The sequence below is a fragment of the Verrucomicrobiota bacterium genome (assembly GCA_037139415.1).
Lineage (GTDB): Bacteria > Verrucomicrobiota > Verrucomicrobiia > Limisphaerales > Fontisphaeraceae > JBAXGN01.
Genome location: JBAXGN010000054.1, coordinates 26,370 through 40,710 on the forward strand (window position 1 = coordinate 26,370; position 14,341 = coordinate 40,710).

Annotated in this window: 13 protein-coding genes; 11 read left to right on the forward strand and 2 right to left on the reverse strand. The window is 58.9% G+C overall.

Annotated features, from left to right (window positions below; all coding sequences use genetic code 11):
• Positions 1 to 2: 2 nt before the first annotated feature.
• A complete protein-coding gene (locus WCO56_11420) occupies positions 3 to 581 on the reverse strand; it encodes a hypothetical protein (GenBank protein MEI7730174.1) in 579 nt (192 codons plus the stop codon).
• A 125-nt stretch (positions 582 to 706) separates the two neighbouring features.
• Positions 707 to 2,659: a glycoside hydrolase family 97 catalytic domain-containing protein gene (locus tag WCO56_11425; protein ID MEI7730175.1), complete on the reverse strand. Its 1,953-nt coding sequence runs from the start codon at positions 2,657 to 2,659 to the stop codon at positions 707 to 709.
• Positions 2,660 to 2,806: 147 nt separating this feature from the next.
• Between WCO56_11425 and WCO56_11430 the strand changes: the two genes are divergently transcribed.
• The 11 genes from WCO56_11430 to WCO56_11480 form a co-directional block, all read left to right on the forward strand.
• A complete protein-coding gene (locus WCO56_11430) occupies positions 2,807 to 4,828 on the forward strand; it encodes a DUF935 family protein (protein MEI7730176.1) in 2,022 nt (673 codons plus the stop codon).
• A gap of 88 nt (positions 4,829 to 4,916) precedes the next feature.
• Positions 4,917 to 7,031: a phage protease gene (locus tag WCO56_11435; protein MEI7730177.1), complete on the forward strand. Its 2,115-nt coding sequence runs from the start codon at positions 4,917 to 4,919 to the stop codon at positions 7,029 to 7,031.
• A gap of 104 nt (positions 7,032 to 7,135) precedes the next feature.
• A complete protein-coding gene (locus WCO56_11440; GenBank protein MEI7730178.1) occupies positions 7,136 to 7,663 on the forward strand; it encodes a hypothetical protein in 528 nt (175 codons plus the stop codon).
• 170 nt (positions 7,664 to 7,833) lie between these two features.
• Positions 7,834 to 8,307: a hypothetical protein gene (locus WCO56_11445; GenBank protein MEI7730179.1), complete on the forward strand. Its 474-nt coding sequence runs from the start codon at positions 7,834 to 7,836 to the stop codon at positions 8,305 to 8,307.
• Positions 8,304 to 9,194, forward strand: a complete 891-nt coding sequence (locus WCO56_11450; protein ID MEI7730180.1) for a hypothetical protein — start codon at positions 8,304 to 8,306, stop codon at positions 9,192 to 9,194. The genes WCO56_11445 and WCO56_11450 overlap by 4 nt, the downstream gene beginning before the upstream one ends.
• Before the next feature lies 1 nt (position 9,195).
• Positions 9,196 to 9,786 carry a hypothetical protein gene (locus tag WCO56_11455; GenBank protein MEI7730181.1) on the forward strand — a complete coding sequence of 197 codons (591 nt, stop codon included), beginning with the start codon at positions 9,196 to 9,198 and terminating at the stop codon, positions 9,784 to 9,786.
• 124 nt (positions 9,787 to 9,910) lie between these two features.
• A complete protein-coding gene (locus tag WCO56_11460; protein ID MEI7730182.1) occupies positions 9,911 to 10,645 on the forward strand; it encodes a chitobiase/beta-hexosaminidase C-terminal domain-containing protein in 735 nt (244 codons plus the stop codon).
• 161 nt (positions 10,646 to 10,806) lie between these two features.
• A complete protein-coding gene (locus tag WCO56_11465; protein ID MEI7730183.1) occupies positions 10,807 to 11,718 on the forward strand; it encodes a hypothetical protein in 912 nt (303 codons plus the stop codon).
• Between the two features lie 174 nt (positions 11,719 to 11,892).
• On the forward strand, positions 11,893 to 12,324 hold the full coding sequence (locus WCO56_11470; protein MEI7730184.1) for a hypothetical protein: 432 nt from the start codon (positions 11,893 to 11,895) through the stop codon (positions 12,322 to 12,324).
• 229 nt (positions 12,325 to 12,553) lie between these two features.
• Positions 12,554 to 13,435, forward strand: a complete 882-nt coding sequence (locus WCO56_11475; GenBank protein MEI7730185.1) for a hypothetical protein — start codon at positions 12,554 to 12,556, stop codon at positions 13,433 to 13,435.
• Positions 13,436 to 13,607: 172 nt separating this feature from the next.
• The coding region (locus WCO56_11480) for a hypothetical protein (GenBank protein ID MEI7730186.1) at positions 13,608 to 14,341 on the forward strand (734 nt) is incomplete at its 3' end.

Below are 14,341 nucleotides of genomic sequence, written 5' to 3' on the forward strand. Positions count from 1 at the left end.
AACTACCAACCGATTGGCCGCGGCATTCCAGGGCGGGTGGGCGTGGTGACCAGGACGCCACTTTCCTGGACCTTGATGTGCAAGACGATCGGCTTATCCAGCCAATAGTTGATGTCCAGCGGCAGAATCTGGCGGCGCGCATCCTGATTGCCGGGCATATCGGCATGCGACCCTGGCAGATCAGCCAGCACTAAAACGTATTGTGCGCCCGTCTTCATCCAATTACTCCACTTGGCGTCATCACTTTGCTTCAAGGTTTGTTGCGAGGCGCTTTTTACGAAGCTAAAGGTCGCCTTATCGGCGTTGGCGCGCATGGGATCCTCGCGCTGCCAGTACTGCGTCATGCTATAGGTGCGCCAACGTTCCAAGTTGGCCGCGTTCACCGGCACAAGATCCACCACCACAGAGCGGTTTTGCAGGTTGTTGGCCAGGACAACTTCGATATTATACCGTTTTGGCTCACTTTTGGGAATGACAAAGCCATCTACTCGATGTCGGCACCCCGCCAGCAGGAGACTGGCAACCGCCAAAACCAGCAATATCACGGTTGGGGAAAAACGAACGTGGGATCGCGCCCGCATATCTGTGTCTTTCTAATGACGTTGTTTAGCAATGTTTAACGGCCAATTCCGGCATAAATCCTAAACGGTCCTTAAAACGGGGTCAAATGGAAAAAGTTCGCTGGCGTTGGCTATTTTGACCTGCCCTACTGGACCGGCTTCAGCACGCCCGCGAAGCCGCCACACGGTAAATATTTGACGGGAAACGTATCGCCCGCGCCCAAGGTCAGATTTTCGGTTGCGAAACTGCGCGGCGTTTCGCCATCACCAATGCGGGTGAACAGGTACTTGCCCGTGCCCAGCCAGGGACCAAGTTGGAGGGTCTCTTCACGGGGTTGTTTCTGGCCGTTGATGCCGGCCAGAAACCAGAGGGTGCCTTTGCGTCGCGCCACCACGATGCCCTGCCCTGGGTAACCGGCGACCACGTGGGTTTCGTCCCAAGTGGTCGGGACTTGCTTCAGGAATTCCTTGGGGGCGGCGGGCAGGCTCAAATAGGCCTCGGGTTTGTCTGCAAAGTGCAGCCAACCAGATTCAAACACAACCGAGAGCGCCAATTCGTGCGCCCAGGTGGTTTGGTGCGGGTATTTGTTATCGGAGAAGGTGACTGGGGTATAATCCATCGGGCCAACGACGTTGCGGGTGAAGGGGGTGATGGCGTTTTGCCCGGGCGCTTTCTCGGGAAATTCCGGGGCAAAGATGTAGCATTCGGCGCCGCGCACGGCCTCCATAGCAACCAAGTGCGGCCAAGTGCGCGACCAGCCACGCGGGAGGGTACAACCATGGAAGTTGACCATGATCTGGTAATCGGCGGCATCCCGTAGAATGCCGTGGTACTGGGCCATGACATCCTGTTTGTCACTTTGGAAAAAATCCACTTTGACGCCTTTGACCCCCCATTGGCGGAGCAGGTCAAATTCAAAACGGCGCACCTCGGGATAGCAGAGGCAGTCCCGTGGTTTTTCCGTGACCACATTATGCGGACCACCGGAGTTGTACCAGAGCAGGACACTGACGTTTTTGCTTTTGGCGTAACGGATCAAGTCATGAATGTTGCCGTTGTCCATGATGGTCCAGTTGGCATCCACCAGGTAATATTCCCAACCCATTTCGGCGGCGAGATCAATGAATTTGCGTTGTTTCATGCCATCCTTGGGGCTGGGCGGGTCAGACCACCAACTCCAGGCAACCCGTCCGGGCCGCACCCAACTGGCGTCTTTGAGCTGACTGGGCGGGCAGACATCGTTGACGAGGGTGGATTCCACAATGGCGGCGGGCGAACTGCCCAGGATGACTACGCGCCAGGGCATTTCCCATGGCAGCGTAGAGGCTGGTTTGCTGGAGCCGGAGCCGTTGCCTTCCGCCGGGTCTGGCTGGCTGACCTGGTACACCCCGTTGGGCGCGGTGCTGGAGAGGCGGCTTGCACAAAAGTTGGTGCCGACGTTGGCTTCCGTGATCAGACCCCAGTGTTGGGCATCCGCCGTGCGGAACAGAACGGGGAACGCCCAGCCCAAACCGAGCGGCGCGGGGGTGCCAACGGGAATTTCGTTCTCATAATAGGTTTCATACGCAGGGGAATACGTGGTGGCTTTGTCGCTGGGCTGCATCCAGAGGCGGGCGTCTTGGGGCAGGCCAAAGCCTGTGGCCTCGGTTTCCATCGTATGGGCCGTCGAACCCGAGCCGGGAAGCCGGTAGCGGAAGGCTGCGCCATCGTTGTAGGCGCGCACATCCAATTCCAGCGGCAGGCCGTTCTCATTACGGAAGGCCAGGGTGAGGTGCTGGGCTTGGTTGCGGCACTCGCGCCGTTTGCCGTGCGGCATGGTGTAGGCTTCTTCGATGATCCGCAGTTCACTGGCGGATTTCAGTTTCAAATTCCGCGCGAAATTTTCCGGTTGGAGACGAAACCCAAGCGGGGAATCCGTAATCACCACCGCGCGATGGCCTTCAGCGCCGTGTTCGACGCGGTAGGTGAGGGTCCCCTTGCTGGCGAGCTGGACCGTCATTTTGACCTGCCCATTGGGGGAGGTGACCGACCAGCTTTCGGTTTTGGCGGAAGTAGCCGGGGACAGGCAAAGGGTCAGGGCGGTGACGAGTAAGGTCAAGCTGGCGGAAAGTGAGGGTTGGCCCGAAGGCAACCCGAGGTGACGACGTGCAAGTCTGATATGGGAAGAGGGGGGATTAGGGGGAAAGAGCCGGGAAAATGGGGCTGGGGGCGGGGTTTGGCAGCGGGGCGGTGGTTTGGAAAGGTTTTGTCTGAAAGGGGCGGTTTTGAAAGGGTTTGTACTCGGTTTTGGGAATCGCGCGCGGCGGGCAAGGCGGGGCAGATCATCGCGCCGAAGGCGACGCAATGGGTACACCCGGTGTGTTATGCGTGGGATATGAACGGGCGGCTGGGGCTGCGGCTGGAACTCCGAAATCCGAATCCCGAAAACCGAAGTAGTTTGTCGCCGGGGGTGTTTACTTCCACGACGATGCAGCCGAGGCCGTCGCAGGTGGGGGCGTTTCCGCCGGACAAGTTTTTGATCGGGATCTGCAAGGCGAAGTCGGGCACGGCGCTGGGCGGGGCGCGGTTGCGGGCGTTGGCGTGGTGGTGGTGCGCGGCGAATTTCAGCGCGGATTGGCTGTTGAACCTGGCGCAGATTTTCGGGCTGCCGTTTCGGTGGGCGAATTATGATCCCAATGCGCCGCAGGCGACGATTGATTCGATCTGCGCGATGTTGGAGGGGATGGGGTCGAATGCCTGGGCGGCGTTTCCGGCGGGAACGACGCTGGAGTTGAAGGAGGCCGGGAAGACGGGATCGGCGAGCCCGAGCGGGGATATGCTGGACCGGGCGGATAAGAATTGTGATTTGATCGTGCTGGGGCAGACGTTGACGAGTGACGTGGGGAACAGCGGGTCGCGGGCGCTGGGGGATGTCCACGCCACGGTGAAGCATGAGATTGTGGAGGCGGTGTGCGGGTATGTGGCCGGGGTGCTGAATACGCAGTTGGTGCCTTCGATCTTGCGGTTGAATTACGGGGATGAGGCGGAGTTGCCGCAGTATGAGAGTGACAAGGAGGAGGAGAAGACGGTCGAGTATAAGCAGGAGGTTTTGAAGTTGCTGGCGCAAAATGCGGCGCTGACGCCGGCGCTGGCGAACTTGATTGATGTGAAGCAACTGGTGCGGGATGCGGGGCTGACGCTGAATGAGGGGGTGGAGATGCCGGTGATTGAGCAGCCGATTTTGCAGAAAAATGAACCGGCAGAAAAATTGGAAAAAGAAAACACTGGAAATTTAAACCGCGAAACACGCGAAACACGCGAAACACGCGAAAACCAACAAGGACCAAAAGGACAGCAGGGACAGGGGGAGACGGTGAAGGCCAGGACGGGGAAATCTCAGATTTCAGATTTCAAATCTCAGAGCGGTGGGTTTGGGGTGGATTCGGGGCGGTTGGTGAAGCCGGTGATGGGGGCGCTGGCGAAGGATATGGAGCCGGTGCGTGCGCGGTTGGCCAAGGTGCTGGCGCTGCCGGAGGATCAGCAGGCGAAGGCGCTGGCAGAGTTGGAGGCGGCGTTGCCGGAGTTGCTGGATACGGTGAACGCGAACACGGAAACCGTGGATGCCATGCAACAGGCGCTGAATGCGGCGTGGGTGCAGGGGATTGAGGAAGCCCAACTTTTGCAGAAAAATGAACCGGCAGAAAAATTAAGACAAAAAGGATTGGCCGCAAGGAACGCAGGGAACGCAGGGGAAGAGGAACCGCTGATGGCGGGGGAATTTGATGAGGAACTGCAACCGCGTGATGAGCGTGGACAATTTACCTATAAAGGTGCGATTGGGAATACTGGGGACTGGAGCAAATTGGGATTGCCTCATTCGGTGAAGATAAAAGCAGATCCAGCGAGTCCGGAAATGGATCCCAATGAAGCGAGACAGAAGCTCACGTCCGGATTCAAAATAAAAGATTATGCTGGAAGAGAGCTTTTGTTCACTAAAAAAGTGATCGAACACTGGGAACATGAGGGCTACTCCAAAGCAGAGCAAGACAGAAGGCTGCGGCGGATTAACGACGCCATTGCAACGGGGGAAAACCCCAGGGAACAGTGGGACAAGGGCTGGCAAAGGAATTATCTGCGCGTATCGGCGGACGGAAATAACAAGCGTCGGTATCATGTTGGTTTTGTCACAGACCAAACAGGAGACGTGATTTCATTTTACCATACTGAGCGCGCTACTCAGTCCAACAAATTAAGAGAGGGAACCCTGACACATGGAAGAGATTGGTAGACCGTACAGGTGGAACAGCCGCCCAGGTCGCCCGCTCTGAGTATGGCTGCTGTCAGCACTCAGTTAAGGCTAAAAAGAACATACGACAATGAATGATAAAAGTCAAGTAAGCGAAGAAAACCAACCGCTGAAGGCGCGGATGGCGGTGGCGAGCAACTGGCAGGGGGATTTGAAGGCGGGGAGTGTCATCGAGTTTATGGTGATGCCCGCCGGACAGCATACGGGGAATTTTACGCAGGGCGGCGCGCTGGCGCAACGGGCGGTGGTGGTGGAGCCCGGCGCGGCCACGGCGCTGAATGAGCAGCTCCAGGCGGTGAACGGACGGACGAAGCAGCGGGCGTATTTCGATTTTAACCACGAGGAACGGGAGGCGAGCGGATGGCCGACCGGGTTTTATTGGAAAACGGGCGAGGCCCCCGGTGTGTATTGCCGGGTGGAGTTGAGCCAGGCGGGGGCGGAGGCGATCCAGGGGAAGAATTTCCGGGCGTTTTCACCGGTGTTTTATGTGACGCGGACGAATCCGGCGAAGGTGATCTGCAAGCCGGACGCGGATTTGTGCCTGGGGAGCCTGGTGAATGAGCCGGCGTTCAAGGAGATTGAACCGCTGTGGGCGAAGGAAGGGAAGATTTTGCAGAAAGATGAACCGGCAGAAAAATTAAGACCGGCTGAAGCCGGGACTCCGAACGAGAAGATTTCCGCTGGGGGGGCCGTGGTGGTTCCCGTGGCGGCTGCAACCAACAACAACAACCAAGTACGTATTATGGGACAAGAAACACCAACGGCTGCGGCCGCGCTGACCGCAGATAACAGTGATCAATTGAAGGCCAAGGATTCCAAAATCCTGGAGCTGGAAACGGCGTTGAAGGCCCGCCGGGAGCAGGATGCCAAAGACGCGGTGGCCGCTGCCGTGAAGCGTGGGGCGATCCCGGCGCAGAATGATAAGCTGCAAGCCAAGTGGGTGAAGCAGATCACGGAAAACCCGGAGGCGCTGGAAATGCTCCAGGGGATGGCCGCGAACCCGGCGATGGAATCGGGGTTGACGGCGGGGGCCGCGCCGCGACTGGAAGCGAAACCCGGCCCGAAGCTGGTGATGCAGGCATACGAGCAGCTCACGGCGAAGGCCGCGAAGGTGCGCGATCATGGCCTGCTCGGCCAATCGCAACGCAACGAGATCGCCCGCGAATGCGCCGCGCTCTATGCCCGCGACATCCGCAACAACGCCGATGTGCTGGATATGCCGCTCTATGCGGCGGACAGCACGGACACGAACCAGGGCACGATGGCCGGGTCGCTCATTGCGCAGCGCACGCTGGAATTGTTCAAGCTGCAATTCCCGGTGCTCTCGGCGATCAGCACGGATTTCAGTGATATGCCGGCGCAGTATGGGCAATCGGTGATCAGCCGGATCGTGAGCGTGCCGACGCCCGCGACGTACAACACGACCACGGGTTGGACGAGCCCGACGGCGGCCGCCACGGATGTATCCATCACCCTGGACGAGCATGTGGGCGTGCCGATCACGTTCAACTCGAACCAACTGGCGAGCACGATGCGCCGGTTGTTCGACGAGCAGGCCCCGGCGGCCAGCTATGCGTTGTCCAAGTATTTCGTGGACAAGATCTATGCGTTGCTGTTGCTGGCGAACTTCAACGGGTACGCGGCGGTTTCCGGGACGAAAATCCCGAAGGCTTACGCGAAGTACCCGGTGGCGCTGGGCGACTTTGGGCGCAGCACGCTGGCGAAGTTGAACGCGGTGTTCAACCCGAACGAGGTGCCGCTGAACAACCGGTTTGTGTTGTTGAACAGCGATTATCACGCGCAGTTGGCGCAGGACCCGAGCCTGGTGACGTTCTACGCCGGGCAGCGGAACCCGGAGATCGTGACGGACAGCCTGATCCCGCAGTTGGCCGGGTTCAAGCCGATCGAGGCTCCGAACCTGCCGACCACGGCCAACATGGTCGGCTTTGCCGGGCACAAGTCCGGGCTGGTGATCGCCACCCGCACGAGCAACGACTACACGCAGGCGTTGCCCGGATCGAGCTACGGCTCGGTGATGACGATCACTTCGCCGGACACGGGCATCAGCGCGACGCTGGTGCAGTATGTGGATCACAAGCTGGGCATGGCGACGTGGCGCATCCAGGTGATGTTGGGCGCGGCGGTGGGCGATAAGCGCGGCGGGTTGCTGATGACGAGCCAATAGGACCTATAGGACGAATAGGATGAATGAATAACGGGGCGGGCGAGCAATTTTACCGCCCCGGATTTTGCAGAAAGATGAACCGGCAGAAAAATAGGAACGAAGATATGAAAAAATTATTGTTAGCGGTTGGGCTGATTTTGGCGGTGGTGACCCCGGCGGTCACTCCGGCGAAGGCGGCGGAGTTTAACTTAACGAACACGGTGGCGGGCGGGGATACGATCTACGCCTGGCCAACGAATGTGGCGGGCACCAATGGTCTGAATATGCAGACGGGGGGCGCGATCAACCTGGCGAATTATGACGCGGCTGGATTTTATTTCAGCGGGTACAGCACGACGAACACCAATAGCACGGTGACGATCACGCTGGTGCGGAGTGCGTCGCAGAATCCACCGACGGTGACGAGCACGTATAATGCGTTTGAAACCGGGACGCCGGTGATTTCGATTGCCGTCTCGATCGTGGGCAACGGGGCGCAGACGTATTTCACTAATCTGCCATCGGCGTTTTTGCAGGGGGCGCAGTGGATCGGCATTCGCTCGTGTACGAACAGTAATGCCGGGGCGAATGGCAACCTGACGAATGTGTTGTGCGGGTTGAGCCCAAAGATCATCCCGATCCGGTATCCTTAGCGGGGCCGAGGGTTGGGCGGCTCCGGCGGTTTCTGAGGGGTTACCGCCGGAGCCAATTGAATGCGGAATGCGGAGTGCGGAGTGCGGAATGAAGACCACCGAATTTTGCAGAAAAATGAACGGGCAGAAAAATAAGACGAAGAATTATAAACACGGATAAACACAGATTTATGGCATGGGCGACGATTAGCGCGGATGAGGTACTGAGTGAGTTTACGCCGCAGGAGAAGACGATCCTGGACGGGATCCAGGCGGGGACGGCGTCGTCGCTGGCGGGGATCTTGACGCGGGCGATCAATGAGGTGCGCGGGGCGATCGCGGCGGGGAATTATCCGGTGGGAGCATCCGCGACGGTGCCGGATGGGCTGGCGAGTGATGTGATCGCGATTGCGCGGTGGCGGTTCCTGATCGCGTTTCCGGCGTTGAAGAATTTGCAGACGGAGGCGCGGAAGCAGGCGTTCACGGATGCCCAGGCGAAGCTGAAGGCGATCTCGAAGCAGGAATTTGCGGTGGAAAGCCCGACGGCGGGGGTGCAGCGGCCCACGGGGCAGTGGAATAGTGAGAACAAGCTGGTGATGCGGACGCACCCGGTGCCGCCAGCCAGCACGCAGTTTACCGGACCGAACCAGGAAGCGAATTCATGATGGAAGATTCCGGCATGACGTGGGAGGCGGCGATGCAGTATCTGCATTCGCGCAAGTTGATGCCCACGGAGCTGAGTTCCAAGGAACTCCAGGGAATCGCGGCGGACATCCGCCGCCGGTCGGTGTTTTCGGCGCGGTTGACGAATCTGGAGGTAATCCAGGCGCTCAAGGATGCCATCGCTGATCTGGCAAGCGGGAAGACGAATGAGGCGACGGCGCGGGCGAAGCTCCAGGATTTGTATGATTCGCTGGGGTATGACCCGGTGGAATCCGGGGCGGTGCGCGGGGATTTGACGGATCTGAGCAGTGATAAGCGAATCCGGCTGCAATTGGAGACGGGGTTGAAGACGGCGGGGAATTGGGCGCTGCATCAGCAGGGGCAGACGCCGGCCAGCCGTTGGCAGTTCCCGGCGTGGGAGCTGGTGCGGATTGGGATCCGGATGGTGCCGCGCGGGTTTCAACGCGGGAAAGGCGGGGCGCTGACGGAGATGCCAGGGGATTCGTGGCCGGAGCGGTGGGTGCGGGCCGGGGGCACGCTGTACGAGGGCCGGATGATCGCGGCGAAGGATGATGAGGTGTGGGATACGCTGGGCGATAGCGGCATCTTTGATGACGGGCTGGATAATCCGTATCCGCCGTTTGCGTTTAATTCGGGGATGGGGTGGCGGGCGGTGCGGCGGTCCGAGGCGCTGGCATTGGGTATCGAGCTGCCGGAAACGCAAGGACCACAAGGACAGCAAGGACAGAAGGGGCCGGGGCTGAATGACGGGGTGAAGGTGAGCACTGAGGGGTTTGATTTGGAGCTGCTGAAGCGGGCGCGCGCGGAGAATGCCATCCTGATCAGGCAGGATGAGATGATGGTCGCGGGGCAGAAAGGCGGGGAGTGATATGGGCGTGGGCATCCAAATCAATGTGCTGGATGGGGCTGGACCGGCGATGCGTGAGGTGGTGGGCAAGTTGAATGACCGGACGGCGTTGCACCAATCCATTGGCGAATCGGTGCAGCAGGGCATCCGGGATCACCTGGCGGAGGTGTCGCGGACTCGGCATAACACGGCGATGCGGCTGGGCGCGGCGCCGAGCGGGTTCTGGGAGAAGGCGGTGGACAACATCGGGCTGAATGCGGACGGGCAACGGGCGGAGATCACGATTGCGCATCCGGGGATCAGCCGGGCCGAGCATGATGTGACGATTGTGCCGGGGGCCGGGAAGAAGGCGTTGACGATCCCACTGGTGGCGGAGGCGTATAACCAACGGGCGTACCGGATGCCGGGGCTGTTCGTCCTGAAGGCGAAGGATGGCAAGGCGTACCTGGCGAAGAGTGAGGGGGGTGCGGTGCGGTTGTTTTATAAGCTGGTGCCATCGGTGACGTTGAAGCAGGACCGGTCGTTGTTGCCGAGTGATGCGGAAATCCGGCTGGCGGGGCGGCGCGGGATGGAGGCTTACCTGGACGCGGAAATAGCGAAACGACTGAATTAAGACCGCGAAATTTTGCAGAAAGATGAACGGGCAGAAAAATGGGAACCAAAAACCGGGAAATTTTAACCGAAGACATGATTGACCTGATTGACCGAATGGACAGGGGAAATAGCTAAAGAAAATTATGGACCCGTGCGAGACAATTTTGAGCGATATGCAGGCGGACATTGGGGACCGGCTGCGGAGTGATACGTATCTGGCGAGCATCCCGGTGTTCGACGAGGAGAAGGGGGACTTGGCCAGTGAGGTGCAGATCGCGCTCGGGCTGACGAGCGGGCAGCAGGATGCGTATGGGGCGTGCCTGGTGGTGCTGAGCCCGATCGGGAATGATGATAACCCGGATACGCCGGGCGGGCCGCTGGATATCCACTTGGCGGTGCGGGTGTGCGTGGATCCCAAGATCAATAATGTGGCGGGGACGGGCACGCAGATCAAGGCGCTGACGTTGGCGCGTCGGGTACACCGCTGTTTGAAGCATTTCGCCAGCCAGGGGCGGTTCGTGGCGCTGTGCCCAGAGCGACCGTCTATTGTGCCGGTGGAGGATGGTTTCGCGCCGGTGGCATACGAGGTGCGGTTCACGACGCGGGAGTCTGATCCGGGGCGATATGCGAAGTTGCAGGCGGTGAGCATCAGCCCTGCAACGGGGGTGCAGACGTACCCGGTGACGGTGACGCTGGCCTGTAATACGGCGGGGGCGGCGATTTATTATACCCTCGACGGCTCTTATCCGCGCTCGGGGAATGCGGCTGCCATATTATATACAGCGCCGTTTAGTGTGACGGCGGCGAAGACGGTGCGGGCGGCGGGGTATAAGACCGGGTGGCTGCCGGGGGATGTGACGCAGAGTGTGTACACATAGAAAACCGGGAATTTTGCAGAAAAATGAAGACGAAAAACGAAGAATTTAAACCACGGATAAACACAGATTAACACGGATAGGACCGAAGATTTAAGACAGGATAAAAACAGGATTAAGACCGGATAGAAAACAAACAAAAAACAGAACAGAAAGAACCAAATATGCCGTTACCAACGATAGTGATTACGCGCGGGCCTGCGATTGTGACGTTTAACAGCCAGGTGTTTTACACGGAAGCACCCATCAAGGCCGCGATTGATTGGGAGTTGTTTGATGTGAACTCGGGGCAATACGGGGTGGTATCGCGCCGGGTGAAGCGGCGGATGGCGAAGATCATGTTCACGCCGGTGGGGAAGTGGTTCACGAGTCTCTGGCCCTACGCCTCGCTGGCGCAAACGTTGGGGGCGACGATCATGCCGGCCACACAGAAGGATTTGGTGATTCAGCCGCTGGACACGACGCAGAAGATGTGGACGTTCTACGGCGCGGGGATTACTAAAGCGCCCACGATCCGGCTCTCGGCCGCGAAGCAGATTTATGGGGAGGTGGAGTTCACGGCGCTGGGCAAGTATGCGACGGCCCCAGGGACGGCGGATTCGCTCTGTAAACGGGAGACGAATACTTTCAATGATACGTCGTTCGCGTCGGCGGACGTCCAGACGCAGCCCTACGTTGGGACGCTGGGCGCGACGGCGATCGAGACGAAGGAAGGCTGGGAACTCTCGGCGGATTGGAAGTTGGATGAGGTGACATCCGATACGTTTGGGGTGGTGAATTTCACGATGGAAGAGATCAGCGCGAAGGTGAGTTTTACGCCGCGCAGTCTCTCGGAAGACGACATTGTGGGACTGTTGAATGGGGGGTCGTTCGATAAAGCCATCGGCGGGGCGATTGATGCGGGGGCGGACCTGGTAATCACGGGGACGGGGGTGAGCTGCACGTTGTATAATCTGGTGATGGAGAAGTTGGACCCGATTTGGGGGATCAAGGAGGACCGGTTTAGGAGTATTGAGCTGGTGACGCGGCGGAAGTTTACGACCGGCAGGCCGAATGTGCCGTATCTCATTGCCTGATTGCGGAACCATTGAATGCGGATTGCGGATTGCGGAATGGAAGACGGGGATTTTGCAGAAAAATGAACGGGCAGAAAGATAAAGACCGAAGAGATTTAACCGCAAAGAACGCAGGGAACACAGAGAAGACAAGTCATCAGTGATCAGTTATCAGTCATCAGTGAACAGTGAACCGTGAAGATAACCTGGAAATATACGGAGGAGGTGGCGGCGGGGGGTGGCATTACCACGCGCCAGCAGACGCTGGTGCTGGGGGATGATCTGGCCGGGCTGCCAATCCGGGATTATGAGGGGCCGCGCGTGGGCATCGAGGTGGACCGGATTGCGAAGGCGCGGGGGGAGGCGGAGAAGATTTTTGCGCGGGGATCGCGGAAGTATGATGGGTCGTTCACGGTGACGCGGACGTTCGAGACGTATAAGGATGCGGTGGAGTTCCGGCATTCGTATGCGGAGAAGGTGTGCCGGTCGGGGGTGCTGACGGTGACGGTGGATGGATGGAATACGAGTGCGGTGGCGGTGTTTGAGGCGGTGGAACCGGTGATGGGTTCGAGCGCGGGGACCACGGTGGCGTATAAGCATTATTGGGTAAGTGAGGATTGGAGCTAGCGAATGCGGAGTGCGGAGTGCGGAATGCGGAATGGAAGACCGGGAACCTTGCAGAAAAATGAACGGGCAGAAAAATGAAGACCAGAATCAAAATTTTAACCACGGAACCACCGAATGCGGATTGCGGAATGCGGATTGCGGAATGGAAGACGGGAAATTTAACCACGGATGACACGGATGGGACGGATGTTGAAAATCCGAACTCCGAACTCCGAAATCATAAAGAACTATGAGTGTTTTGACGCAGTTGAGGAATCGGATTGGGTGCATTGTGGGGGCGTATCCTGGGCAGGCCGGGGTGGCGAATAGTCTCACGGGGCAGCAGCCGGGGTTTTGGCGAGGGAATGATGTGCGGTTCGAGGTGGCGCTGTTGGAGGCGGACGGGGAGACGGTGATCACGAATATTTCGGCGCTGGCGAGTTTGACGGTGGAGATTTTGAGCGGTCAGGCGGCGGCACCAACGATTTTGGCGACGGGAACGGTGGCGGCGGCGGATATGAACCAGGCGCTCTCGCAGGCGGCATGGGATGATGGATCGAGCCAACACGCGGTGGTGGCGTTCTCGAACCTGGAGAGTGCGCTGGATCTGGGAGGGGCAGCGAGCCGCACGTTCTGGCTGGCGATTAGTTATTTGACGAACGGGAGCCCGGCGCGGCGGATCACGATCTACGGCGGGCCGCTGACGGTGTTCGAGGACGGGACGCCGAGCGGGGGGCCGGTGATCGCGGGGGGGACGCTGGTGCCGGTGGGGGCGGTGTTTCAGGCGGGGGATTTGTATGTGCTGGAGGGGCTGACGCCGGGGCGGGCTTATTCGTATTACCGCGGGGCGAACGATATCAAGTTGTTGAATCCGGGCACGGGGGGTCAGGAGGTCGTGGACGGTGCCTTCGTCGCGGCGGATACCTACGTCACGCTTTTGGGCACGCAACTACAGCCAGTGACGGCGGTGGTGAGGGCGGAGGCGTATTTCACGGCGGAGCAGTCCGACGCGCGTTATCAGCAGTTGGGCGGGACGGAGTTCGTTTGGTTGCGGCTGCAGGATGTGGCGACGGGCCAGTACCGGACGGTGCGGGTGAATAATGGGGTGCTGGTGGTGGAGCAGATCACTTAATTTCGGAATGCGGAATGCGGAATGCGGAATGAAAGACAAAAGACCGGGAATTTTGCAGAAAAATGAACGGGCAGAAAAATGAAGACCAAGACCGGAAAATTTTAACCACGGATGACACGGATGGCACGGATAAGACGAATAAACTTGCAGAAAAATGAACGGGCAGAAAGATATGAAGATGAAACACTTTTTGGGAAGAATGGGAGGCGTGGGAGTGATGCTGATGCTGGCGATGGTTAGCCAGGGGGCGACGACGAATTGGTATTCGACGGTGATGGAGGATGGCACCGGGACGGTGGTGAGGCCGACGAATTTTGTGGCGCGGAATGGGCTGGTGACTTCGAATACGCTGCCGGGGGTGCTGGCGGGGGTGACGAATCTGGTGGCGACGAATGTGGTGGGGCTGGCGACGCGGCAGGAGTTGACGAATTTGGTGACCGCCACGACGGCACCGTTGGTGGCGGCCACGAACCGGATCGCTTTGGGGCTGACGAATGCGGTGACGGGGGCGTTTATGGGAGCGCCGGATAATGCGGTGGCGTTATATGATAGTAAACTGAAGGTGCTGGGCGCCTGGTTTGATAATGCGTTTCAAAACGCGCCAGTGTTTCGGTGGTTGAATGCATACTCGGAGTGGGAGGATTTATCAGATTACGCCTTCCAATCCAGCGGTTATTTTGCCTGGACGAATGCCATCCCTGGAATGTATTACGAGGTAACCCAGGGAAATGCGGATTATGTGTCGGCGGACGGCGGCCAAAAGTATTTTACACGCACCCGAACAGACGGGACGCGGTACTGCGTGATCCGTGCGAGGTATATCTATTTACTGTTCCACGGGGTGCCGATGTCGGCGGTAACCGCGATGGTGCGTCCGAAGCTGGCATTATCAATCGAGGATATGGA

What these genes read in the sequence shown, in the direction of transcription:
- WCO56_11420 (MEI7730174.1), bottom strand. Translation starts at nt 581, where the DNA reads ATGCGGGCGCGATCCCACGTTCGTTTTTCCCCAACCGTGATATTGCTG.
- WCO56_11435 (MEI7730177.1), top strand. Translation starts at nt 4,917, where the DNA reads ATGAATGATAAAAGTCAAGTAAGCGAAGAAAACCAACCGCTGAAGGCG.
- WCO56_11440 (MEI7730178.1), top strand. Translation starts at nt 7,136, where the DNA reads ATGAAAAAATTATTGTTAGCGGTTGGGCTGATTTTGGCGGTGGTGACC.
- WCO56_11445 (MEI7730179.1), top strand. Translation starts at nt 7,834, where the DNA reads ATGGCATGGGCGACGATTAGCGCGGATGAGGTACTGAGTGAGTTTACG.
- WCO56_11450 (MEI7730180.1), top strand. Translation starts at nt 8,304, where the DNA reads ATGATGGAAGATTCCGGCATGACGTGGGAGGCGGCGATGCAGTATCTG.
- WCO56_11455 (MEI7730181.1), top strand. Translation starts at nt 9,196, where the DNA reads ATGGGCGTGGGCATCCAAATCAATGTGCTGGATGGGGCTGGACCGGCG.
- WCO56_11460 (MEI7730182.1), top strand. Translation starts at nt 9,911, where the DNA reads ATGGACCCGTGCGAGACAATTTTGAGCGATATGCAGGCGGACATTGGG.
- WCO56_11465 (MEI7730183.1), top strand. Translation starts at nt 10,807, where the DNA reads ATGCCGTTACCAACGATAGTGATTACGCGCGGGCCTGCGATTGTGACG.
- WCO56_11475 (MEI7730185.1), top strand. Translation starts at nt 12,554, where the DNA reads ATGAGTGTTTTGACGCAGTTGAGGAATCGGATTGGGTGCATTGTGGGG.